Below are 24,748 nucleotides of genomic sequence, written 5' to 3' on the forward strand. Positions count from 1 at the left end.
CCCCTGAATTTGGCGGGAATCCGCCAGAGGGAGCGCCAGCAGACTATCCGTTTCGACGCTCCAGCAACTTGCGGATCAGCGTCTCGTCCACCTGGCCCGTGGCTTCCAGCCCGCTATCGGCCTGGAAGGCCTTGATCGCCTGGATCGTCTTGTCTCCGATGATCCCGTCCGGCGCTCCCGGCTCGTAGCCGAGTTTGATCAGAATGGCCTGGATGTTGCGGATCGCCCGGGTCATGTCGACGGACGACGTCTCGGGAGTGATGGACGAGGTTTTGGTCTGGGACGACGGTGCGTTCCAGGACTTCGGGATGTCGACGGTGTTCGCCGCCTCGTTGCGTGGACGCTCCTTGAAGCTCGAGACGCGCGCCTCGGCTTGCTGGACCTCTTCGCCGTTGAGCGACTTCCTGATCTCGTCGCGTTTGGCGGCTGCATCGGAATCACCCTTGGCCGCCACGATCGCGAACCATTTGAACGATTCCATCAGATCCCGATCGACCCCGGCGCCACGCGCATAGAGAATGCCGAGATTGTACTGGCTGTCCTGCATTCCGTACTCGGCGGCGCTTTCGAACCAGCGGGCCGCGAGTTCCGGATCCGACTTGCCATCGATGCCGGTGGCGTAGAGCACGGCGAGATTGTGCATGGCCCGGACATTGCCGCCTTCGGCCGCCGCCAGATAGAAGTCGCGCGCCCGGGCGGGATCACGCTCGACGCCATTGCCCTTTTCGTAGAGCGTTCCGAGACTGTACTGCGCCGGCGCGAAACCCGCGTCGGCGGACAGGGTGAACCACTGTGCGGCGGCTTTCGGATCCGGTTCGCCGGCCCGGCCTTCCATCAATCGAAGACCGATCTCGAACAGGGCCTTGGGTTCACGCGCCTTCGCCGCCTCCATCAGAGCCTCGGGTGCGACGCCTTCCGGGATGGACGGAAGATCGTTCGAAGACATGCCGACGGAAGCACTGTCCGCAGCCGGCTCGTCGACGACGTCGGCAGCCGCCGGGCTGTCTCCCGTCTCCACCACACCCTGGGGCTGAGAGCGCCCGGTTTCGGGTTTCGGCGTCGCCACGCCGTCAGGCAGCTTGAAGCCGTTGTTTGATTCGGGAAGGGCCGCCGGAGACAAGAGCGGTGCCTTGCCGGCGACGTCGGGGGGGCTGTCCTTCGCAGCGAGACTGTTCGAGGCGACTTCACGCTTGACCGTGTCGGGTGTCGCAACGATGCCTTCGGCAGCCGAATTCGGCTCGGCGGCTTCGGGCGTGATCTTGGCGGTCTGAGCGGGCTTTTCGACGGGCTCCTCGCCACCCATCATCGTCGAGGCGACATGGCCGAGGGGCAGAGCCATCAGGGCCAGAAGCACCGCACTGATGGCGAGAAAGATTGGCTTGCGGCGACGCGCCAGCATCTCGCCGAGCCTCTCCCTGCCGGACAGCTCCTCGCCGGTGTCGCCGCCGCGCATTGCATCGGCTTCCGCAGCGGCTGCGAGCGCCGCGCGGCGGGCAGCGGCGATGAAATCCTCCTTGCCGTCAGAACCGGCCGCCCCACCAGCGTTCGAATGGTCGCGGACCGCCTGCTTGGCTCGAACCCGCTCCACGAGCGACATGACGTCAGGCTGGCCAGACCCCACCGCCAAAGGCCGGTTGGCCTCCTGGCTGTCGAGAAACTCCGGCGCCGAAACGGAAGGTGCTGCGGCGTGATGCAGAGGCCCCTGCTCGTCCGGCGTTTCATTCCAGCCGGACTCCTGGTCGAGAGCGCCCTCATCCTCTGTTCCGTCCCAGCGCGCTTCGGCCTCTTCGCTCGCGACAGCTGCGGCGTTGCGGCGGCGCCCGAGCCGCTTGGACAGCATTCCCCGCAATCCGCCAGCGGGCTTGGCATCCTCGCGAGCGCCGATATCCTCGGCCGCGACCTCGGGACTCGACGAAGCGCCGGCAGACTGGCGGGATCCGGAGAAATCCCCTTCGATGCGATCGATCCGGTCCACGAGCTTCAGGAGCGTCGCGTGCATCGCTTCGTAGAAGGCTTGCGATTGCTCGCCGCTCTGCCGCGACATCTCCTCGAGCGAACGCAGGTCACTGGTCAGTTGCGCGACATAGTCGCCCTGACGGCTGTCACCGCTTTCGAGAATCCGCTTCACCGCCTGGTCGGCCGCAGCGCGGGCGGATTCGAGGGCGGACTCGCGGCTTTCATCGAGCCGGAACTCGATGGTCGCAAGGCGTTCATTCAGTTCCGGGTCGGAAACCGCGCCGGTGTACCCGACCTCTGAAATCCGATCGGTGAGTTGGCGGACCTGCGCTTCGAGCGACGCCACAATCTCGTCGTCGAGCCGCGGGACGGCCAGGAGTTCGATCTGCTCACCGATCGCTTTCAGACGCGCCTCGAGAGCGGAGATGTCCGGCTCGGACGACCGGTTGAGGCCGGCCAGATTGTCGAGCTGGCTGGAAAAGGCTTCGATCCGCTCGGTCAGGGCTGCTGCAGCCGACCCCTCCGAAAGGCTTTCGATGCGATCGGCGAGGTCCGCGATGCGCGCCGACATGGCATCGGTGTCGGCCTCGGCCAGCCCGTCGACACGGCTGGTCAGAGCCTGGAGCCGCGCTTCCACACGCTCGACCGGAGACATGTCGACCGTCGGCACCTTGTTCGCCGCCGCGACGATGGCGCGCGAAATCTCGTCGAGCCGGTCTTCCAGGAGCTGGAATTGTGCGTCAGACGCCTCCTCCTGCTGCCGGCGACCGAGAACGTCCAGCCCCTCTGCCAGGGACTGGATGCGCTGCTCTAACGGGCCGAGACCGAAATTCTCCGGAAGCTTGTTGAGCGCGGATTCGAGCTGCTCCATGCGGCTCGCCATCGCTTCCATCTTCGACTCGATCTCGCGCGAGGCGAAGCGCTCTTCGAGCACGCCCCAGCGCTGCTCCACTGCCTTGACCGATTGTTCGGAAGCGAGCGTCTCGAGCTTTTCGCGAAGGCTGGCCATCTCGGTGCGCAAGAGGTCGGACAGACCCGCATCCGTGCCCTGCCCCGTGTTCTCCAGGAGCCGGCCTTCGAATTCCTCCCAACGGCGCTCGACCGCCTTGACATGTTCCTCGCTGGCGAGCTGGCCCAGCGAACTGCGGAGACGCTCCAACTCGTCCTTGATGTCGCGGCGCTCGGACGTCTCGGCGGCCTGCCGGTCGGACAGGGTCGTCCGCAGATCGTCCCATTTGCGGTCGGCCTGCTGCAGGCTCTCCTCCTGCGCAGCGCTCCTGACCAGCTTGCCGATCGAATCGAGTTCGCTCTGGAGACTCTGCAGCCCGGCCTGATCGGCGCCACTGCCGGTCATCTGCGACAAGCCGTCGGCGACCCGGGCAATCTCCGCCTCGATCTGCTCGCTGCTGGCCCGTTCGGCGATCATCTTGCGCAGATCGTCAACGGCCGCACGCATATCGTCGAACCGCGGCTGGAAGCTTTTGGCCATATCCGCGCGAAGCTCTTCGCGCAGCCGCTCAAGCTGAGCCGTGATGTCGGGAACCCCGGCAGCCCGGCGACGCTCGTTCATCGCGGCAGCTTCCGCGTAGCGACCACCCTCTCTTTGCGGCAGCGGCGAAACCGTCCCCTCGCCTCGTTCGCTCACGGTCTCCCGAGCCGACGTCTCCTCATGCGACCCTGTCTCGTCCGTTCGTTCGGCCTTGTTGAGCGCACGCTGGCGCATCACGATTTGTGAAACGGCATCGGAGAACTCGGCTCGCGGCGCCGGACGCGGGCCGCCCGCCGCGACTTGTGCCGGCACCCGCATGGCGGAGGCGCGTTCGCCTGCCTCGGACTGACTGCGCATGGGCGGCTCCGCCGCCCGCGCCTGACCGGCGGTGATCCGTGAAAGACGCGCTTCCAGTGCCTCAAGAGTACGGCTCAGCGACTCCAGCGACGACGTCTCGTCACCCCCCTTGTGCTGATGCGCCTGCGTCTCTCTTACGTCCGCCATATCCAGTCTTTCCCGGCCGGCTGGGCCTGTCACGGACCCGCTCCCACAATCTTTACGATTCGAGCCTTGGCATCGGGCCGATCCCACACCATCTCCGCGCGAGGTATCTTGATGGCCAATGTCAGTTACGGCTCATTAGGGATTAGACCCGGAAGCCGGAATGAAGCTGGAGGAATTTCCTCCCTAGGTCTTTTAACGGCCGTATTTGGTCCGATATTCCGCTAAGGTAGGACGTGTGATTGCCGACTCGGGTTTTCGGCATCGCGTTCGGGGCAAAATGGAATCATGAAATGGCACATCTGAAAGCGGTCGAAACACAAGAAGAAGAACCAACCGTCGACGTGAACTTCCTGCTTGGGCTGAGCGGCGACGCCAATGCGGACAAGGAAACCTTCCGGATCGGCGATCTCTCCCAGGAATTCGGCGTCACGCTGCGGACCCTGCGCTTCTACGAGGATCGCGGACTGCTTGCGCCGGCGCGGCGCGGCACGACGCGGCTCTACAGTCGCCGGGACCGGACGCGGCTGCGGCTCATCCTCCTCGCCAAGATGCTCGGCTTCTCGCTGACCGAGGCGAAGCAACTCATCGAGCTGTATCACCAGCCCAACGGCAAGACGAAGCAGCTCGAAGTTTCGCTGGAGCGATTCGAAGAGCAGCGCCACATCCTGCTCGAGCAGAAGCGCGAGATCGAGGAATCGATCGAAGCGATGGACGTGACGATCAATTTTGTGCGTTCGCAGCTCGAGGAAACGACACACTGATCTCGGACGGATCTGCTGATCCGGGACAGGACGGGTCTTACGCGGGGCGCCGGCCCGGCGGGAGAAGCTAAGCGCGAGGCAGCTCTCCAGCGTGAGGCGACTTCACCAGCCGATGAAATATCCACGACCTGCCATTGACGTTTACGTCAATGGCAGTCATATCGCCGTGGAAACGCCTCGCCTGGAATGAGGGCCGTCATCCCGACGGCCGTCTGCGGGTTCACCGCATGGGCGCGGCCAATGTCGGAGGAGGCGACGCTCATGGCTGAGGCCTATATCTACGATCACGTGCGCACGCCGCGCGGGCGCGGTAAGAAGGACGGCTCCCTGCACGAGGTTCCGGCCATACGCCTCGGTGCCAAGGTTCTGGAGGCGCTCCGCGATCGCAACGAGCTCGATACCGCGAAGGTCGATGACGTCATCTTCGGCTGTGTCGATCCGGTGGCGGAGGCCGGCAGCGTCATTCCCAAAGCGGCCGCTTTCGAGGCGGGCTATGCGTTCTCCGCCCCCGGCATGCAGATTTCACGCTTCTGCGCCTCCGGCCTCGACGCCGTCAATCTCGCGGCGGCGAAAGTTGCGCAGGGTGCTGATGATCTCGTCATTGCTGGCGGTGTCGAATCCATGTCGCGAGTCGGCATGGGCATGTCGGGTGGGTCCTGGTTCATGGACCCGTCGGTCGGAATTCCTGCCTATTTCATGCCGCAGGGGGTTTCCGCCGACCTGATCGCGACGAAATACGGCTTCACCCGCGACGATGTCGACGCCTATGCCGTGGAAAGCCAGAAGCGGGCCGGCAAGGCCTGGCAGGAGGGCCGTTTCCAGAAATCGGTCATCCCGATCAAGGATCAGAACGGCCTGACCATCCTCGAGCGCGACGAACACATGCGTCCGACCTCGGACATGCAGTCGCTCGGAAGTCTCAACCCCTCCTTCGCGGCGATCGGCGACATGGGTGGCTATGATTCCGTCGCCATCCAGGCACATCCCGAGGTCGAAGCGGTCGAGCATGTCCACCATGCCGGCAATTCATCCGGCATCGTTGACGGAGCCGCCGGCGTGCTGATCGGCTCGGAAGAAGGCGGCAAAGCGCTGGGCGTCAAGCCGCGTGCGCGAATCCGGGCCTTCGCCAATATCGGATCTGACCCGGCCCTGATGCTGACCGGCCCCGTCGATGTGACGAAGAAGCTCCTCGAACGTTCGGGCATGTCGCTCAAGGACATCGACCTCTTCGAACTCAACGAGGCCTTCGCGGCGGTCGTCCTGCGCTACATGCAGGCTTTCGATATCGATCACGACATCATCAACGTCAATGGTGGCGCGATCGCCATGGGGCATCCGCTCGGCGCCACCGGCGCCATGATCCTCGGCACCGTGCTCGATGAATTGGAGCGCCAGGACAAGCAGACGGCCCTCGTCACGCTGTGCATCGGCGCCGGCATGGGCACGGCGACGATCATCGAGCGCGTGTGACCGTCCGTGCCGGTTATCGCGCGCGGGTGGAAGCTGGGCTTGCTAAGCGGTGACGCTCTCGATCACCGCAGTGGGCAGGTCGAAGCTGGTCGAAGGCAGGGCCTCGAAGGCCGGCTTGGCGAAATAATAGCCCTGGAACAGGGTGACGCCCGCCGCCTTCAGCGCCCCAAACTCGGCCTCGGATTCGATGCCCTCGGCGAGAACCTTGATGCCGAGTTCGCGAGCCACATAGAGGATGGCGGACAGGATCGTCTGCCGCGTCGGCGAGCGGTCGACGTCGCGCACGAGTCGCATGTCGATCTTGATGAGATCCGGCTGGAAGTCGGCCAGCAGACCGAGCCCAGCGTAACCGGCGCCGAAATCGTCGAGCGCCGTGATGAACCCTATGCGGCGATATTCGGTAATGATGCGCTGGAGATGCGCGACGTCCGTCATCTCCTCGCATTCGGTGAACTCGAACATGATCGACTGAAGCGGAAAATCGCTCTTGCGCGCCGCCGCAAGGGTGGCACGCAGACACGCCGAAGGCTCGTACACGGCATTCGGCAGAAAGTTGATCGAAAGATGCAGGTCAGGCCTCGGGAAGAGACGCGCTGCAAGGTCGATCGCCTTGACCCGGCAGGCCTGATCAAACCGGTATTTCTGTTCGTTCGTGACCCGGTTGAGAACGCTGTATGCCCCCTCGCCGGCCGGACCACGCACAAGCGCCTCGTATCCCCAAACCCGATCGTCCTTCGTGTCAATGATCGGCTGGAAGGCCATCGAGAATGTGAAATCGAGGGGCGCGGAAGTCTGGCATCCGGGACAGGCGGCGGCGGGCATCGGATTGATTCCTCAAAGGTCGCAAGCTGCGCTTACGATGCCTCGATTTCGTTTAGAGTTCCTCAATTCCGTTTCGGCAGAGCGCGCAAACTGACTGAAACCCAAGCAATAATTCGCAGCCGGCAATATTTTCCGGACTGCCAACGCCACGGCAATGGGAGAGCGCCATGAGCTACGAGAACTTCACGGTCGAGACCGACGCAGACGGCATCGCTCTCGTCACCTGGGACATGCCGAACCGCTCGATGAACGTCTTCACCGATGACGCGATGGCCGAGATCGATCGGATCGTCGATCAGGTCGTCGCTGACGATGCGGTCAAGGGCGTGGTCTTCACCTCCGGCAAGAAGGGCTCCTTCACCGGCGGAGCCGATCTGAAGTCGATCAGCCGGATGTTCAGCGATTTTGCCGCTGCCGTCGGTGAAAACCGCCAGGCGGCGATCGAGCAGCTGTTCGAACGCGCCGGCAGGATGTCCTGGCTGTGGCGCAAGCTCGAGACCTGCGGCAAGCCCTTCGTGGCAGCCGTGAACGGCACCTGCATGGGCGGCGGCTTCGAACTGGCGCTGGCCTGCCATGGTCGGGTGGCGGCGGAGTCGGCGGTGATGGGCCTGCCGGAAGTGAAGGTCGGCATTTTCCCTGGCGCAGGTGGCACCCAGCGCGTTCCGCGAATGACCGACACCCAGGAAGCCCTGCAGATGCTTCTGAAGGGCGCGCCGCTGTCGCCCGAAAAAGCCAGGAAGATGGGCTTGATCGATCAGGTCGTTGCCGATGGCGATCTGGTCGAAACCGCCAAGGCGATGCTGCGCGAAGGTGTTTCGCCGGTGAAGCCCTGGGACGAGGAGCGCTTCAAGCTGCCGTCCGGCCCGGTTTATTCGCCCCAGGGCGCGAAGGTCTGGCCAGCGGTCTCTTCGCTCTATCGCAAGGAGACGGCGGACAATTACCCGGGCGCCCGCGCCATCGTGAAATGCGTCTACGAAGGCCTGCTCCTGCCGATGGACACGGCGCTCCGCGTCGAGCAGCGCTACTTCACGGAGGTCCTGCAGACCACCGAAGCGCAGATGATGATCCGCTCGCTCTTCGTCTCCTCGCAGGCGCTGTCCAAGGGCGCGCGGCGCCCGAAGGACGTCCCGGCGAGCAATTTGAAGACACTCGGCGTGGTCGGCGCCGGCTTCATGGGCGCCGGCATCGCCTATGTGGCGGCCAAGGGTGGGTTGAACGTCGTCCTGATCGATCAGGAACAGGCGGCCGCCGACAAGGGCAAGGCACATTCCCAGAAGCTCGTGGAAGGCCTGGTCTCGAAGGGCCGCATGGGCCAGGAGGAAGGCGAAGCCCTTGTTTCCCGGATCACCGCCACGACGGATTATGCGGCCCTAGACGACGCGGAACTCGTCATCGAGGCCGTGTTCGAGGATCGCGACGTGAAGGCGGCGGTGACCGAGAAGGTTTCGGCCGTGCTCGATGCGGACGCGATCTACGCCTCCAACACCTCGACCATCCCCATTACCAGCCTCGCCGAAACCTTCGCGGAGCCGGAGCGCTTCATCGGCATCCACTTCTTCTCGCCGGTGGACAAGATGATGCTGACCGAGGTGATCCTCGGTGAGAAGACATCCGACAAAGCCCTTGCCGTTGCTCTCGATTTCGTCCGCGTGATCAAGAAGACGCCGATCGTCGTCAACGACTCGCGCGGCTTCTTCGCCAATCGCTGCGTGCTTCGCTACATGAACGAAGCCTACGACATGCTGGTCGAGGGTGTGCCACCGGCGATGATCGAGAATGCCGCAAAATTCGCGGGCATGCCGGTTGGCCCCCTGGCGCTGAACGACGAGACGGCGATCGATCTGTCGCTGCGGATCATGAAGGCGACCATGCGGGACATGGGCGACGATGCCGTCGATCCGCGCCATTTCAAGCTAGTTGAGACGATGACGTCCAATGGCCGACTCGGCCGTAAATCCCAGAAGGGGTTCTACGATTACCCGGAGAAGCCGGCCAAGAAGAAGCTGTGGCCCGAACTCAAGCAGATGTTCACGCAGCAGGACCCGGAGAGCATCGATTTCGAGGAACTGAAGCAGCGCTTCCTGGTGACGATGGCGCTGGAGGCCGCCCGGACCATGGCGGAAGGCGTCGTCGTCGACCCGCGCGAAGCCGATATCGGTTCGATCTTCGGCTTCGGGTTCGCACCCTACACCGGCGGCACGATCAGCTATATCGACGGCATGGGCGTGAAGAAATTCGTCGCGCTCTGCGAAAAGCTCGAAGCGAAATTCGGCGAGCGCTTCCAGCCGATCCCGCTTCTGCGGGAGATGGCCGAGAAGGGCGAGACCTTCTATCAGCGCTTCCAGCCGGCCGACAGCCAGGCGCAAGCCGCCTGAGGGCGGCAACGCAGCAAAGCGCCGACCCCGCAAGGAGCCCGGCCTCTAAGGTTAGCTCTGGCGATCTGTCTCAAAATGAGATGACGCCAGAGCTTTGCCATGTTTAAAGGTTGATATTCGAGACGAAGGGATTTTAGCAGCCTCGGTGGAGGGACCGGAGGCTGCGGATCGCGTGGACGGCCGTTTTTCGGCCTTTGAGCCAAGCGATCGGCCAAGGAGACGGGGACATGTCGACGGAGGGTGGACCTCATCCCGGCGGAGATTTCTCTGTCGGGTATGCGGACAATGGCTCGCGTCCCAGCGAAGAGGCCATTCGAAAGCGCCTCATCGATCGGCGCCGGCAGTACGACGCAGCCGCAGAGGCGGCGCGATTCTCGACCCGGCTTCGCCGGCGGATTTTCGGTGCCGCCGTGTCGCGTCGAAAGGATGCCATGGCACCCGCGGCGCAATCGCGCCTGGCCGCACTTCGCGACAAGCCGATCCAGGCCTTCTGCGCGATGGCGATCCTGTCCTCGGCCGTTCTTGCCGGCGCGATGCTCTGGTTTCAGGCCAACCCAGAAAATTCGAGGCAAACGCCGTTCGCCGAGCGCGAAATGCCCGTGAAGCCAGACCTGCCCGAACCATCGAGCCTGGAGGCCGACCTTCAGAGGGTGCGAGACGCCGACGGCTCCTCCCCCAACATTCAAACGACAGACGGGGACCGGAACAGCCAAAAAGGGCCAAGCGCGCAGACCGTCTCCGACCCGCGGCAGGTGTCGACCGGCACGGGAAGGAGCAAAGCGCCGCCATCCGCGCTTCCGGCAGCAGCGATCCTCGACGACGCAGGCCTCAGAGTCGAGAAGCGCGGCATCGGGATGCCACCGACCCGCAGCAAGGAAATCATCGATCCCGTTGCCGTGGCTTTGGCGCTTCGTCTCCCGGAGAGCGCCGAAGCTTCTGCGAAGGCGCCGGACGGGTCTGCCCTCGACACGACCTTCACCGGAAGCCTCTATTCGGCGCTTCCCTCGATGGCAGAGACCGGCCTGGAAAAGGTCACCGAACTATCCCCGGTCACCGGCGAAGGCGGAGACGTTCCTCACCAGGCCGGTGTGATGGCGTCGCTCGTCGAGATCTCCAATGACGAATTCGGCTCGACCGAAAGCAGCGGAGAGCTCGTCGCGATCTCGCCATCGATCCTGTTGCGGGCGACAGATGACGAAGTGGCAGCCCAGAAGCCGGCAGGCGAAAAGGAAAGCGCAGGGACCCCATCGTCCCGTGGCACGGCCAATGCCTCGGTGAACATGCGGGCCGAGGCCGACAATAAGGGGAAGATCGTCGCCATCCTGTCGAAGGGCGACACGCTCGAAATCGTGTCCTGCCAGGGCTGGTGCGAGGTGAAGGACGACAGGGGCCGTCAGGGCTTCGTCTATGAGAGCTTCATCGACAGGCCGAACGGAGACTGAGCGCGCAGTACGCAGCTGGTGGAAGGGCTGACGGTCTTGGGAAGCGCCCGGACCGTCGTCCCTCGCCGCTTCGTCGGCGCACTTCCGCAAATTGCAACTGCGTCGAGGAAAAAACGGAGACCGTTCTGCGCGCTGGCCAAGTCGCCGGCTGCGCCCTGTAGGACTGGAGTCACAGCTGCGCGCGGATGCCAGTAGCAACGGGCGAACCGGTCACGCCTTTCTGCCGACGGTATCCGCGACCCGGGCGCCGCGTCGGCCGACCGGCTTGGGCGGCGGGTCGGTCGTGTCGACGGCCGTCTGATGTTCCATTTCCGCGTTGATCTCGGCGCCGAGGATGAAGATCAGCGAGGAAATCCAGACCCACATCATGAAGCCCACTACCGCCCCGAGAGAGCCATAGGTGGCGTTGTAGTTGGCCATGTTCTGAAGATACCATGAGAAGCTGATCGAGGCGCCGAGCCAGATCGTGGCCGTCAGGAATGCGCCGACCATGACCCAGCGCCAGCGCGCGCGGTTTCGGCTCGGGCCGTAGCGATAGATGATCGCAATGGACGCCACGATCAGCACGAAGGCCACCGGCCAGCGCATGGCGGCGATCACACTTTCGGTGAAGCTCCGCAGACCGAGGATCGCCATCAGTGCCGGCACCACGCCCACAGCCGTGATGAGAACGACGCCGACAAAGATCGCCCCCAGGGTAAAGCCGAGCGCGATCAGGTTGAGCTTCAGAAAGCTGCGCTTTTCGCTCTCGCCATAGGCGACGTTCATCGCCTCGAATAGCGTCTTGATGCCGTTGTTCGCACTCCACATGGCAAACAGCGAGCCCGTGATGAAGCCGATCGAGAGCGAGGCAGAGCCCTGTGAAGTCAGATTGTCGAGTTGCGCCTGAAGAAGCTCGGTCCCGGCCGTGGGCAGAAACTGCCCGATGAAGGCGATATGGCCGCTGATCGTCATCGGATCGCTGACGAACCCATAAATGGAGACGAACACGCCGAACGCGGGAAACAAGGCGAGAAGCAGGTAGAAGGTCGCTCCGGCCGCGATCAGCATGACGCGATCCTCGAAGAAGGCGAAGTAGACGCGAACCGCGATATCCTTCCAGCCTTTCCAGGGGATGCGCGTCGGGTAGGTCGCATCCCGCCCGCGGCCCGGCTCGCCGGCCCGATGACGCATTTCCTCACTGGTCTGAGCGGCGAACCGCATGTCACTCACGGAGCGATCGTCCTTTCTGCAAATGCCGCTGGCTGGCTGGAGCCTTCGCGCAGGTCACGCGTTTCGAAGATGGTCGACAGCGTCCTGCGAGCCAAGCAATGAACCGCATTTGCAATGTCCTTGACGAACATTTGTTCCTATTCCGTTGCCGAGAATGGTGGCCTGCGAGCTTGTGCGCCCACGCTGGACATTGCTTCTCGCGCCCATTATGACAGGAAAGGTATATTTTCCTTTATCGCATTGTCCGCAGGACCTCGCACCATGTTTTCGCATGATCGAATCTGGGCCGCGATCGACGCTTTGGCCGCGCGTAACAACCTCTCCGCGTCTGGGCTCGCGCGGCGTGCAGGTCTCGACCCGACCACCTTCAATCGATCCAAGCGCAGCGCCACCGACGGCCGGCCGCGCTGGCCCTCCACCGAGTCCATCGCCAAAGTGATCGAAGCGACCGGGACGACCATTGAAGATTTCACCATGCTGCTCGGCACGAAGGGCAGTCTCGACGTGGGCTCCCTGGCGCGCCGGGCGAATGTCTCGGTTCCGCTTCTGGGTTTTGCACAGGCGGGCACCGGTGGGTATTTCGACGACGCCGGCTACCCTGTCGGCCAGGGGTGGGACGAGATCAGACTTCCGGCGACCTCTGACGAAACCACCTATGCGCTCGAGGTCTCCGGAAATTCCATGCTGCCGCTCTATCGTGATGGTGATGTCATCATCGTCGCGCCGGGCGTCTCCATCCGCCGGGGCGACCGGGTGGTGGTGCGGACCCGCGAGGGCGAAGTCATGGCCAAGATCCTGCAGCGTCAGACCGCACGGACCATCGAGTTGGCCTCGGTCAATCCCGATTATCCCGATCGACAGTTCGCGCTCGAAGAGATCGAATGGATGGCGCGGATACTCTGGGCGAGCCAGTGACGCTGGAACGAATTCGCTTCACCATCGTGACAGCGGTCGGCCTCGCTCTCCTGGCAACCGGCCTCCTTGCTCTTGTGCCAGAGCACCGCGAAGCAAACGATGTCTTCGAGGCCGCGCGCCAGACCCGGGACGCCAGAGCTCAGGCAGCAGCCTCCGCCGATTCCCTGACCGCGGCCGAGAAAGACGCGGCACGGCTGGAGGTCGAGCGGCGCATCGCGGCGCGCAACGTCTCTCCCGATGATGTGACGGCGATCGGTGACGTCCCCGACGAACTCGTTCGTCTGCCGCCCCGCGCGCCCCTGTCGGACGAGACACTTCAGGCCGACACGCCCCGTCCGACGCTTCTGCCGCGTCCGATCGCGATCGATGGCGGACGGATCGCGATCCGCCAGGGTGTCATAACCCTGCCGGGTCTCGAGGTCCTGGACTTGAGGGAGCGCTGTGGCGAGGAACCGCGAAGCTGGCCGTGTGGCGTGCGCTCCCGCACTGAACTGCGGCGCTATCTGCGCGGCCGCTCGATCCGCTGCGAGGAGGTGCCGCGAGAGTTCGGCCTGCGCCGCGAAGAGATCACCACGACCTGCACTGTCGGCGGCGAAGACATCGGCCAATGGGTCGTGGAGAACGGTTGGGCGCGGGCCTCGCCTGACGGGCCCTACACCCAGGTCGAGGCCGAGGCGCAAGCCGGGCGGCGCGGTATCTGGCGATGAGCCGGCCGAGCGCCGCCTTCAGTTCGCGCTGGCGAGCTTGCCTTCAAGCGCCTGGGCGATGAGCGAGCGCGTCTCGCCGATCCCGTAAAGGGCCACGAAGGACCCGAAGCGCGGTCCCCGCTCCTGTCCGAGCAGGATCTGGTAGAGCGCCTGGAACCACTCGACCGACACCCCCGGGCCTCCTTCGGGTCCCTTTTTCTTGTGGTCCTGATACCGCTCGATCGGCCGCGCGACGTCGAGCATCGCGCCCTGGATCGTCTCGCCATCGGCGTCGGCGGGCAGCGAGGCCAGTTTCGCATCGAGCGCTGCGAGCGCCTCCCGTTCGACCGCGTCGGGTGCCCGGAAACGCTTTGCCGGCTTCACGAAATCGTCGTAGTAGCGCAGCGCATAGCCCACCAACCGATCGAGTTCAGGATCGGTTTCCTGGGTCACGCCCGGAGCATAGCGGCTGATGAAGCCCCACAGCGTTCCCTTGTCGCCGGCATTGGACGCCGAAACGAGATTGAGGAGCATGGCGAAGGGCACGGCGATGCCATGGGCCGGCGGATGGCCGTCATGGATATGCCAGACGGGGTTCTGCAATTGCTGCCGCGCGTCTTGCCGCTGATAGGCCGAAACGAAGGCATAATAGTCGTCGACCGCCTTCGGGATCACGTCGAAATAGAGCTTCTTCGCCGTCTTCGGCTTCTGGAACATGTAGAGCGACAGGCTCTCGGGCGAGGCATAGGCGAGCCAGTCCTCGATCGTGAGGCCGTTGCCCTTCGACTTCGAGATCTTCTGGCCCTTGTCGTCCAAGAAGAGTTCGTAGTTGAAACCCTCCGGCGGGCGGGCTCCGAGCACCCGGCAGATCTTCGACGACAGCGTCACGGAATCGATCAGATCCTTGCCCGCCATCTCGTAGTCGACGCCAAGCGCCGCCCAGCGAAGCGCCCAGTCGGCCTTCCACTGACACTTGACCGCACCGCCCGTCACGCTCGTCTCGATGCGCTCGCCCGTATCCGGGTCGAGATAGGCGATCAGCCCGTTCTCCGCATCCCGCTCGACCATCGGGACCTGAAGCACGATGCCGGTCTGCGGATGAACCGGCAGGAAGGGCGAATAGGTGGCACGCCGATCCGGCCCGAGAGTCGGCAGGATGATCTCCAGGACCTCGTCATAGTGGGCGAGCATCTTCAGGAGCGTCTCGTCGAACCGGCCGGTCGTGTAATAGTCGGTCGCCGAGGCGAACTCGTAGTCGAAGCCGAAACGGTCGAGAAAGGCGCGCAGCCGTGCATTGTTCGCCGCTGCAAAGGACGGATGCTCGTTCGAGAACGGATCCGGGATCCGCGAAAGCGGCTTGCCGAGATGGGTCGCCATCATCTCGCGATTGGGGACATTGTCCGGTACCTTGCGAAGACCGTCCATGTCATCGGAGAAGCACAGAAGCCGCGTCGGCACCGCATCGTCGGTCAGGACGCGGAAGGCATGGCGGACCATGGAGGTGCGCGCGACCTCTCCGAAAGTGCCGATATGCGGCAGGCCGGACGGACCATAGCCGGTCTCGAACAGAACCTCGGCCGGCATGCCACTGGCCTCGAAGCGTTTCAGGATCCGACGGGCCTCCTCGAACGGCCAGGCATTCGAGGCCATGGCCTCGTCCCGCAACAGGGAGGCTTCGTTCGGCAGGGTCGACATATGATCGTTCCAGAAAAAGGTCCATCCGATGCCAGCCGCTTCGCATCGTGCGAAGCCGGCCGGCGGTCAAGCGTTCCGTCTAAGAAGAAGCCGCCGACCCGTCAACAAAGGCAGAGCCGAGCGGGACGATCTCGCCTCTTGTGGCGGGCGCCGCCCACGCTTAAGTCTCGACACGCAAACACGAGAGAAACGAGTCACCGATGGACGAGATGGAACCGCAAGACGCCCTGATTCACCTGATGATTGCCTCGGCAGCGGCGGATGGACAAATCAGTGGCGTGGAACAGCGGGAATTCACCGTCCTCTTGCGCACGCTTCCCGTCTTCGACGGCTTTGATGAATCTCGACTGCAGCAGATCGTGCGTGACTGCGGGGATCTGCTCGATCGCGAGGACGGCCTCGACACGATCATCCAGAACGTCAGACGTTCGGTTCCCGACAATCTCTACGAGACCGCCTATGCGCTCGCCGTCGAGGTCGTGTCTTCCGACATTCACGCCTCGCAGCCCGAATTGCGCCTTCTGGAAATGCTGCGCGACGCCTTCAATCTCGACCGCCTGACCGCCGGTGCGATCGAGCACTCCGCCCGGGTGCGTTACCGCCGTTTCTGAAGCAGGCCTTCGGGAAGTCAGAGTGCTGCGCCTTCCCGTCGGTTGATGAGCGATCTCAGAACGCACTGATCGGGAAATACCGCAACATCATCTCGGACATCCGCCCCTTGCTGACGAGCTGGGCGATCGCATAGTCGATCGCGCGCGCAAGCTCCCCGTCGCCGGGCGCGACGGCGATCGACAGGCCCTCGCCGAGGAAACGATCGGAAAGAAACGGTCCGCCGACAAAGGTGCAACAGCGCTCGGCGGCATCGCTCTCCAACCAGAAGGAGAGGCTGACCCCGTCGCCGAAATAGGCGTCCACCTTGCCCTGCCGCATTGCTGCCAGCGCTTCGAGCCGATCCGAATAGGTCTGGACCTTGGCGTCGGGGAAAAAGGCGCTGAACATCGCCGCATGCGCGCTGCCTTCAGTCACGCCGACGACCTTGCCGGCAAGGTTGTCGGCGACGGGCGTCGCAATCTTCCGGTCCTTGCGGGCGACAAAACGGGCCGGATAGCGGAAATAGGGCTGGGTGAAACCGAATTCCTGCCGGGTCGCGGCGTTCATCGCCAGCCCGGCGATCACCGCCTCGCCATCGCCATTCTTCAGGGCCGGGACAAGATCCTTGAACGGAAGTGCCTCGATCTGGCAACGCGACAGGATGTCGAGTTCTTCGCAGATCCCGCGCACGAGATCGACGTTGAAGCCCGTCAGCCGACCCCGCGAATCCAGGAAATTGAAGGGTGGATAGTCGGTACTGGTCAGAAAACGGATTCTCGGCCGATCGCTGAGATCAGGCTTCGCCATGCGCTGACGCTGGTCGAAGAAATTAGGGGTCGGGACCGCGACTCCGTCCTTTTCGGCGGCCCTGATCGGCGCATCTGCGAACAGCAGCGTTAAGGAAAACGAAAGAATCAACTTAAGCGAGAGATATTCTCTCAGAGGTTTCTTCCCTGAAAAACGCAACCCCAGCATCATCGTCTCCCAAGCCGACGAGCCCTGCCCCAGGACCCACAAGGGAAGGTAGCGCCTCTTGCGTGAGAGTCTGGAGTTTGATCACGCACCAGAAGACGTCTCCTGTTTGTACCCAAAGGGTCCTGTCAGGCAAGATGGATTTGCGAGCGATGCCTACCGGCTTCGGCAGCACCAGTCCAGCGATCGGGGGAGCGCTTCCAAAGAGCCGGGCGCCGATCCGGTCTTTTCTTCAAGGCAGAGACGAATCCTGGAAATCCTTGGCGTCTCGCAAGTCGCGGCGTTGCAGGCCCGCGCCGCCGCGATCCGCAACGGCAGTGATCTCGCCAGCGAACTGATCGTCGCAGGCATCGTCGAAGAAGCGCATTTTGCCGAAGTGGCCGCCGAAGTTCTGGGTCTGCCTTTCGAGCCGGTCAACGAGATCGACGAGATTTTCGGCGTCGAAACCCTCCTTGGCCGGCCGCCGCCGCGCCTGATCAAGACCTGCGATCCTACGCTTCAAGCCAAGGTCTTCGTATGTCCGACCTTCGAATGCCTCGACAGAATTGCGAGGAGCCAGGCCCTGCAATCCCAGTGGCGGGGCAAGATTCGGGTCACCACGCCCTCGCAGGTGCTTGCCGCTATCGACCGACAGACAGCCTCCGCCCGGAGCCGGGCCGCGACCTTGAGCCTGTCTGCGGACACGCCCCGCTTTTCTGCCCGCACCGTCATCGAACCCCAGCAGAGTGCGGCCATCATCGCAATCCTTCTGGGCGCGGCGGTGCTTCACCATTTCGATCCGGCGCTTCTGCTCACAACTCTCCATGTGATCAGCACGACCTTCTTCGCCCTTTGTCTCGGCTTTCGCTTTCCCGCGATTTTCCTGCCCAAGGAGAGGCGGTCGCCGGCCCGAACGATCCCGGAGCCGGGAGGCGGCGACGCAACGGGGACGGTCCCGATCTATTCCGTCCTGGTGGCGCTCCACCACGAGGTGGCGATGATCCCGAAACTGGTTGAATCCTTGGAGCGGCTGGACTGGCCGAAGACGCGACTCGATATCAAGCTCGTGTGCGAAGCCGACGACCTGCCGACCATTCGGGCCGCGTACCGCGAGACCCATGGCAGGGCCCAGTTCTCAGTGGTGCTGGTTCCGCCGGGGCAACCGCGCACCAAGCCGAAGGCGCTGAACCACGCTCTGCCCCTCGCCTTCGGAGAATTCGTCGTGCTCTACGACGCCGAGGATGAGCCCGATCCGCTGCAATTGCGCGAGGCGTATGGCCGCTTTCGTGATGGCCCGCCGGAGCTCGCCTGCCTTCAGGCGCCCCTGGTGATCAGAAACGGCCACGACCATTGGCTGGCCGGACTATTCGCCCTGGAATATGCGGCGCTTTTTCGCCGCCTGCTGCCATGGCTTGCGCATCACGAGTTCCCCCTGCCGCTGGGCGGTACGTCCAACCATTTCGTGCGCCGCCATCTCGTGGCTGTCGGAGGCTGGGATTCTCATAACGTTACCGAAGACGCCGATCTCGGGATCCGGCTTTACCGGGCCGGCTATCGCATCGAAACGCTGACCCGTCCCACCTACGAGCAGGCGCCGGAACGCTGGCTGGTCTGGCATCGGCAAAGGACGCGCTGGATGAAGGGATGGTTCGTCACCTACCTTCTGCACATGCGAGAGCCCCTGCGTCTGTGCAGGAATCTCGGCGCCAAGGCGGCAGTGGCCTTTCAACTCCTGTTTCTCGGCATGCTGGCCTCGTCGGTCGCGCATCCCTTCTTCATCGCGATCTGCCTTTATTATGCCTGGGAGCTATCGAGCGGCTATCTGACGCTCGCAGAGGCCGGCTTCGTCTTCGCATTGGACGTGTTCAACGTCGTGTTCGGCTATGCGCTCTTCATCGCCCACTCCTCCATGGCCCTCGAAGACGACGAGCGAAGGGCTCTGAAGGGCCGTTACCGGTATATTCCGGCCTACTGGGCGATCCTCGCCTTCTCCTCGCTTCGAGCAATCATCCAGCTGTTTATCGACCCGCACAAATGGGAGAAGACGCCGCACGGACTCGACTCACGGGCCGATACCAGCGATCCGCGCTACCGGATCGATCCAATCCCGTAAGGCGCGGTCTCGTCCCTGGTGTGCCGGAATGTGACGGGCATAGGCGTTAAATCAGTCGGACGACAAGTCAGGACGTTATTGTCCGTCCTCGCTGCAAGCGTTCGATTGCCTTGCCCAGAATTGCCTGCAGGCGTTCGCGCTCGCCCTCACTGATCTGTTCGATATCGAGGAAGATGCGAGCCCCTTCGGAATACTCGTTGATCACGGCAGAGGCGGGCTCCGCCCCCGCATCGAGTGTGCCCTCGACGAGATAAGGGACGACCTTGCGACTGATGCCCTTCAACGAAATCGGTTCGAGCGGCCTCGCCCGCACGATGTCGGTGACATGGGCGTAGGTCTCGTAGCTGAGCACGATGCCGCCTGGCTCGGCGATCTGTTCGAGACGGGCGGCCAGGTTCGCCTCGGCACCGATGATCGTATAGTCCATCCGGTCCTGGCTGCCGAAATTGCCGACGTTGCAGTAGCCGGTATTGATGCCCATGCGTGTCTGGAACGGGCGCTCGATGCCCCGCCGGCGCCATTCCTGGTTCAACTGAGTCATTCGCTCCTGCATGGCGATCGCCATGCGGACGCAGGCCTGCGCGTCCTCCTTGGTTCCGCGGGTTTCCGGATCGCCGAAAAAGGCCAGGATCGCGTCACCGATGAACTTGTCGACGGTCGCGCCATGCTCGTGGGCGATCTTCGACATTTCGGTGAAATACTCGTTGAGAAGCGCGGTCAGTTCCTCGGGCTGCAGACGTTCCGAGGTGACGGTGAAATCCTTGATGTCGGAGAAGAATACCGTCAGCTTCTTTCGCTCGGTGGAGATCACCACGTCCCGCTCGCCCGAAAAGATGCTGCGATAGACCTGTGGCGACAGGTATTTCGAGATCTTCATCGAAATCGCGGCGAGGAAGGAATTCGTCTCCTCGAGTTCCCGGTTCATCCGCCGGAAGACCCGTGCCTGACGCCACTGCATGGTGGCAAAGCCCGCGCCGAAGAGACCGGCACCAGCGAAATAGGCGAGCAGATATTTGAAGGAGAGAAGGTTGGCCGCGATCGGCTGCGCGATCTCGACCTCCTGAATGCCGCGAACGTCGCCGACCTTCCAGTCGCGCTTGGGGCTTTCTGGATGCGTATTGTGGCACTGAACGCAGGCCTCGCCCATCAACACAGGCGCCGCCAGCCTGATTTGCCGGTCCAGAAGTGACCCGCCGACTTCCATAATGTGCGGCATCTGGCCCGACTTGTCGGCACGAAAGGTTGAAAGAGCATTGCGCTCAAACGGGTCGAGCCTGTGAGGATCCCGCGACGTAAAGACGAAATCCGAGACGAAACGATAACGCATGTTCTCGCCGCGGCCGCCGATGACATCTCCCAATTCCAGGGAGAGGGTCGCCGGTATAGGAATCCCGCCGGCGATGGTGTGGTAGTTGTGGGAAGGGACGGCGTTGCCGTCCGCTGCCATCACCCGGGATATGACGTTCTTGGCGTAATAGCCGCGAATGTCGGTGATCATCGCATCAAGGCTCTCGGCCTGGCGCCTGAGAGCAACGTCGGAAAGATGGCGAAGATCGAGCCAGACCGCCAAGGGCAGGAGGGCCAGCGCCACGACGACGACTAAGGCGAAAATGATCGGCCTTGCCACGAGATAGTTGAACAGCGCGCCCACGATCCGCCTCATCTGCCGTCTGCAGTTTCGGCGAGATCATACCGGAAGGTCGGCGACACTTCATCGCTGTGCGCAAGGAAAAAACTGTTCGCGAATGTCTGCATGGAATGCAGTTGCAGTCGCGCGCGGTCGCTGCGGCGGATCTGCTGGAACCCGGTCGTCCCGCGGCTGATCGAGAGCGCGGGATCGCCTAGATTCGTTCTTACTCCGCGACGTCTCGAACTTACTCCGCGACGTCTCGAACGGCTGCGCCGGTGGCATCGACCGTGTTGCCGACGTCCCGTCCGACACCGCGAACGGTGTTGGCGCAAGCGGACACGAACAGCGCACCTGCCAGCGCGGCGAAAATCAGGGTATGACGCATCTTCACCGGACTTACTCCACATTGTTGTTACCTGATCAACAAACGTCGAGATTGCCTGCCCAGTTCCCGCGAGCCCATAGCCTCCTCGAAACCCGCCCGTCCGCGCGGTGTCGATCGCAGGTGAGATTCCGCGACCACGTTTACGGGAACTCGACCTTTTCAGATTGCTGCGTCGCAATAACATTCCCCGCAAGCACCGGGCGGCCTGCAAGATCGCCGCCTGGAGATTGCCCGACACCGGCTAGCCGAGAGATTTCGAATGGCAACGAGCAACAATTCTGCACAAGCCGATGTCGCCATCAGCCGCGACAACGCCGTCACCAAACAGGACGAAATCCTGGTGTTCGTCCTGCAGGGCGGCGGCGCCCTCGGGTCCTATCAGGCCGGCGCCTTCGATGTGCTGGAGCGTTCCGGGGCCGAGCCCGACTGGATTGCGGGAATTTCGATTGGTGCGATCAATGCCGCGCTGATCGCCGGCAATGCGCCCGGCGACAGGGTCCAGGCGCTGCGTGCCTTCTGGGACGAGGTGTCCTCCTCCATCGTCTTCGGCCCGCCTCTGCCCGGTCTTGCCATCCGCACCGCCTTCAACGAGGCAAGTGCCGCCTCTTCGGCGCTTCTCGGCATTCCAGGGTTCTTCAAACCGCGTTATCCGCCGAGCTACGTGCTGCCAGCCTCCTCACCCGATATTCTGGGCTATTACGACACCAGCCCCTTGCGGGCGACGCTGGAGCGCCTGATCGATTTCGACCGACTGAACAATGGCGAAACCCGCGTCAGCCTGGGCGCGGTGAATGTGACGACCGGCAACTTCCATTATTTCGACACGGCCGACATGCGGCTTGGCCCGGAACACATCATGGCGAGCGGCGCCCTGCCTCCCGGTTTTCCGCCTGTCGAGATCGACGGCGAATGGTACTGGGATGGCGGGCTCGTCTCCAATACGCCGCTGCAATACGTGCTCGACCGCGATTGCGAACACGACATGTGCGTCTTCCAGATCGATCTCTTCAGTTCGCGGGGCCCGCTCCCCGATACGATCTTCGACCTGTCTGAACGCGAGAAGGACATCCGTTATTCAAGCCGAACAAGGCTCAACACGGACGTCGCCAAGGCGAGGCAGAAGGAGCGGCGCGCCATGCACCGCCTTCTGGCCAAGCTGCCAGAAGACTTTCAGGACGATCCGGATGCGCAGCTCCTGCGGGAGGCATCCAACGACGCCTCCGTCACCGTGGTCCATCTGATCAATCGCCGGAAGGCCTGGAGCCGTGATTCAAAAGACTACGAGTTTTCGCGGAAATCGGTGAATGAGCGCTGGGAGGATGGGGTGCGTGACGCCCGTCAGACCCTCGACCATCCGAACTTCCGCAATCGCCACAAGCCCGGCATTTCCATCGAGGTGCTAGATCTGTGCCGCGGCGATTGAGAGTTCGCAAGCACCGGATTTATCTTCGTCGACAGCCAGCCAACGGAACCAGGGCGTGGCTGGCGGGATTTCGAGATGAAACCTCGACTTAATACGGGAAAGGGCATAGTGAGCCAAAGCCCGTCGCGCGAGGGTCGAATTTCGCTTTCATAACCAAAGCGAAGCTCGGCTTTCCCGGCCGTCTCGCAAGAGCGAAGTTTTCCAGAGTGTCCCTGAACAGAGTCTCGTCCGTGTCCCCTGCCGGTTTTTCCAACCTACGCCGGTCCCTTCGTCGGCAAGGCGGCAAGCGGCAAAAAAGAATTTCCGCTATCCTGCGAGGCTTCAGCCATCGCGATCGCACCGAACCGACGATCGGCGAACTCTCGCAGGCTTTCGACACGCGTGCCTTCGGCGCCTTCTTCATCCTTTTCGGGGGGCTCAATCTCGTTCCCCTGCCGCCACCGGCCTCGTTCTTCCTCGGCCTGCCGCTGATGTTCTTTACCATCCAGCTTGCCATCGGACGGCATCGGCTCTGGCTGCCGGATTTGGTCCGCCGGATGCGGCTCAGCCCGCAACGGATCGCCCAGGTCATGCAGAAGATCGGGCCGATGCTGCGGCGGATCGAGCGGCTGGCGCGTCACCGCTACTGGATCGAGCCGGAACGGCTGCTCCTTTCTGTGGTCGGCTGGTACTGCTTCGTGATGTCGATCGTCGTGGCGATCCCCTTTCCCTTTTCCAACCTGATCCCCGGCATTTCCATCGCGCTGGTAGGCGTTGCCATCAGCGCCCGGGACGGACTCTGGCTGATCGCGGCCCTGATCGTGGGAATCATCGGCGTCGCGGTCTTGGGCGGTGTCTATGGCGCTGCACTCTTTGCCGTGCTGCAGCTGTTCTAGAGCCCAGGGCGACGGCGAACGGCAGCGTGACAGTCGGATCGGACCGCCCTACCCTTTGGCCCCATGTTTCTGAGCTTTTTTCTCCAGTTGAAGGCTGCGGGCGTCCCGGTCACGCTGCGTGAGCACCTCGCCCTCCTGGACGGGATGCGAACTGGTCTCGTCGCTTATGACGTCGAAGGCTTCTACTATCTCGCCCGGGCTGCGCTGGTGAAGGACGAACGCTTCGTCGACCGCTTCGACCGCGTGTTTGCGGATGTTTTCAAGGGTGTGGAAGCCGTTTCGGGCGCGGCCAGTGGCGACGAAGGCGTTGCGGCCCGGGAACTCCCCGAAGAATGGCTCCGACGGCTCGCCGAAAAGCACCTGAGCGAGGAGGAAAAGAAGCTTGTCGAGAGCCTGGGCGGCTTCGATAAGCTCATGGAGACGCTGCGCGAGCGGCTCGCCGAACAGACCAAGCGCCACCAGGGCGGCTCGAAATGGATCGGCACCGGCGGCACGTCGCCCTTCGGCGCCTATGGCTACAACCCGGAAGGCGTGCGCATCGGCCAGAACGAGAGCCGGCATCGCCGGGCGGTGAAGGTCTGGGACCGGCGGGAATTCAAGGATTTCGACGACGACCTGTCCCTCGGCACCCGCAATATCCGCGTGGCCCTGAAGCGGCTCCGGCACTGGGTCCGCGAAGGCGCGGCGGAAGAACTCGATCTTTCGGGCACGATCCGCTCGACGGCCCATAATGGCTATCTCGACGTGAAGACGCGGCCTGAACGCCACAACGCGGTAAAGCTTCTCCTGTTTCTGGATGTTGGCGGATCAATGGACGATCATGTCCGCGAAGTGGAAGAGCTGTTTTCCGCCGCCCGCTCGGAATTTAAGCATCTCGACTTCTACTATTTCCACAACTGTCCCTATGAGCGGCTGTGGAAGGACAATCGCCGCCGCCATGCCGAGACGATCCCCACCGAGGAGGTGATCCGAACCTATGGGCCGGACTACAAGGTCCTGTTCGTGGGGGATGCCTCCATGAGCCCCTACGAGATCATGATGCCGGGCGGTTCGGTCGAACACTGGAACGCCGAGCCCGGGCGCGTCTGGCTCGATCGCATGACGGCGAAATGGGCGAAGACCGCCTGGCTCAATCCATCGAACCAGCGCTATTGGGGCTACACCGAGTCGATTACGATGGTGCGCGAGGCGATGGAAGGGCGCATGTACCCCCTCACCATCGGCGGTATCGAAGCCGCAACGCGCGAACTCTCGCGGTAAGAGGCAGGAAGCGACCTCGGCCAGAGCCTTCACACGACGACGGGCCTCCTCCCGTCACCCCTTCTTTTAAATATTGTTAACTTGCCGAAGTCTGCGACGAGGCGAAAAGTGTCTCTGGGTAAGCCGGAGATGCCGGCTTTACGCGACCATTCCTGTGGCCGTTCGCGCCATGACGAGACCACCGAAACAGGGC

The 24,748-nt window shown here is 63.1% G+C and carries 18 protein-coding genes; 11 read left to right on the top strand and 7 right to left on the bottom strand.

The window, feature by feature from the left end:
- Positions 1–43 precede the first annotated feature (43 nt).
- On the bottom strand, positions 44–3,949 hold the full coding sequence (locus MF134_RS20130) for a peptidoglycan-binding protein (RefSeq protein ID WP_255341207.1): 3,906 nt from the start codon (positions 3,947–3,949) through the stop codon (positions 44–46).
- 290 nt (positions 3,950–4,239) lie between these two features.
- On the opposite strand from MF134_RS20130, the gene MF134_RS20135 reads away from it, so the two are divergent.
- Together MF134_RS20135 and MF134_RS20140 are read left to right on the top strand one after the other, a co-directional pair.
- A complete protein-coding gene (locus MF134_RS20135) occupies positions 4,240–4,710 on the top strand; it encodes a MerR family transcriptional regulator (RefSeq protein ID WP_255341208.1) in 471 nt (156 codons plus the stop codon).
- A gap of 261 nt (positions 4,711–4,971) precedes the next feature.
- Positions 4,972–6,180, top strand: coding sequence for an acetyl-CoA C-acetyltransferase (locus MF134_RS20140; RefSeq protein WP_255341209.1), 1,209 nt, complete (start codon positions 4,972–4,974; stop codon positions 6,178–6,180).
- Positions 6,181–6,222: 42 nt separating this feature from the next.
- On the opposite strand, the gene MF134_RS20145 is transcribed toward MF134_RS20140, so the two are convergent.
- Positions 6,223–7,002, bottom strand: coding sequence for an EAL domain-containing protein (locus tag MF134_RS20145; RefSeq protein WP_255341210.1), 780 nt, complete (start codon positions 7,000–7,002; stop codon positions 6,223–6,225).
- A 167-nt stretch (positions 7,003–7,169) separates the two neighbouring features.
- Between MF134_RS20145 and MF134_RS20150 the strand changes: the two genes are divergently transcribed.
- A complete protein-coding gene (locus tag MF134_RS20150) occupies positions 7,170–9,377 on the top strand; it encodes an FAD-dependent oxidoreductase (protein WP_255341211.1) in 2,208 nt (735 codons plus the stop codon).
- Positions 9,378–9,604: 227 nt separating this feature from the next.
- Positions 9,605–10,819 (top strand): SH3 domain-containing protein, encoded by a 1,215-nt coding sequence (locus MF134_RS20155; protein WP_255341212.1) that lies wholly within the window; start codon positions 9,605–9,607, stop codon positions 10,817–10,819.
- Between the two features lie 210 nt (positions 10,820–11,029).
- On the opposite strand, the gene MF134_RS20160 is transcribed toward MF134_RS20155, so the two are convergent.
- Entirely contained in the window at positions 11,030–12,022 is a 993-nt protein-coding gene (locus MF134_RS20160) for a YihY/virulence factor BrkB family protein (protein ID WP_255341319.1), read from the bottom strand.
- 270 nt (positions 12,023–12,292) lie between these two features.
- Here MF134_RS20160 and MF134_RS20165 point away from each other — a divergent pair, with 270 nt between their 5' ends.
- The gene (locus tag MF134_RS20165) at positions 12,293–12,946 is read left to right on the top strand and encodes a helix-turn-helix transcriptional regulator (RefSeq protein WP_255341320.1); all 654 of its coding nucleotides are present in this window, start codon (positions 12,293–12,295) and stop codon (positions 12,944–12,946) included.
- The gene (locus tag MF134_RS20170; protein WP_255341213.1) at positions 12,913–13,653 is read left to right on the top strand and encodes a thermonuclease family protein; all 741 of its coding nucleotides are present in this window, start codon (positions 12,913–12,915) and stop codon (positions 13,651–13,653) included. The genes MF134_RS20165 and MF134_RS20170 overlap by 34 nt, the downstream gene beginning before the upstream one ends.
- A gap of 18 nt (positions 13,654–13,671) precedes the next feature.
- Here the strand turns inward: MF134_RS20170 and MF134_RS20175 are convergent, their stop codons facing one another.
- Positions 13,672–15,327 (bottom strand): lysine--tRNA ligase, encoded by a 1,656-nt coding sequence (locus MF134_RS20175; RefSeq protein WP_255341214.1) that lies wholly within the window; start codon positions 15,325–15,327, stop codon positions 13,672–13,674.
- A 200-nt stretch (positions 15,328–15,527) separates the two neighbouring features.
- On the opposite strand from MF134_RS20175, the gene MF134_RS20180 reads away from it, so the two are divergent.
- Entirely contained in the window at positions 15,528–15,938 is a 411-nt protein-coding gene (locus MF134_RS20180; protein ID WP_255341215.1) for a tellurite resistance TerB family protein, read from the top strand.
- Positions 15,939–15,993: 55 nt separating this feature from the next.
- Here MF134_RS20180 and MF134_RS20185 read toward each other — a convergent pair whose 3' ends face one another.
- Positions 15,994–16,725 carry a transporter substrate-binding domain-containing protein gene (locus MF134_RS20185; RefSeq protein WP_255341216.1) on the bottom strand — a complete coding sequence of 244 codons (732 nt, stop codon included), beginning with the start codon at positions 16,723–16,725 and terminating at the stop codon, positions 15,994–15,996.
- Between the two features lie 448 nt (positions 16,726–17,173).
- On the opposite strand from MF134_RS20185, the gene MF134_RS20190 reads away from it, so the two are divergent.
- On the top strand, positions 17,174–18,982 hold the full coding sequence (locus MF134_RS20190; RefSeq protein ID WP_255341217.1) for a glycosyltransferase family 2 protein: 1,809 nt from the start codon (positions 17,174–17,176) through the stop codon (positions 18,980–18,982).
- A gap of 67 nt (positions 18,983–19,049) precedes the next feature.
- On the opposite strand, the gene MF134_RS20195 is transcribed toward MF134_RS20190, so the two are convergent.
- Both MF134_RS20195 and MF134_RS20200 read right to left on the bottom strand, forming a co-directional pair.
- The gene (locus MF134_RS20195; protein ID WP_255341218.1) at positions 19,050–20,645 is read right to left on the bottom strand and encodes an adenylate/guanylate cyclase domain-containing protein; all 1,596 of its coding nucleotides are present in this window, start codon (positions 20,643–20,645) and stop codon (positions 19,050–19,052) included.
- 211 nt (positions 20,646–20,856) lie between these two features.
- Positions 20,857–20,997: an entericidin domain-containing protein gene (locus MF134_RS20200; protein WP_457590039.1), complete on the bottom strand. Its 141-nt coding sequence runs from the start codon at positions 20,995–20,997 to the stop codon at positions 20,857–20,859.
- A 259-nt stretch (positions 20,998–21,256) separates the two neighbouring features.
- On the opposite strand from MF134_RS20200, the gene MF134_RS20205 reads away from it, so the two are divergent.
- From MF134_RS20205 to MF134_RS20215, 3 genes are all read left to right on the top strand, one after another.
- Positions 21,257–22,420, top strand: coding sequence for a DUF3734 domain-containing protein (locus tag MF134_RS20205; protein WP_255341219.1), 1,164 nt, complete (start codon positions 21,257–21,259; stop codon positions 22,418–22,420).
- Positions 22,421–22,626: 206 nt separating this feature from the next.
- Positions 22,627–23,295, top strand: a complete 669-nt coding sequence (locus MF134_RS20210) for an exopolysaccharide biosynthesis protein (RefSeq protein ID WP_255341220.1) — start codon at positions 22,627–22,629, stop codon at positions 23,293–23,295.
- Between the two features lie 63 nt (positions 23,296–23,358).
- A complete protein-coding gene (locus MF134_RS20215) occupies positions 23,359–24,555 on the top strand; it encodes a vWA domain-containing protein (protein WP_255341221.1) in 1,197 nt (398 codons plus the stop codon).
- Positions 24,556–24,748 lie beyond the last annotated feature (193 nt).

The organism is Jiella marina, assembly GCF_024359545.1.
GTDB lineage: Bacteria > Pseudomonadota > Alphaproteobacteria > Rhizobiales > Rhizobiaceae > Jiella.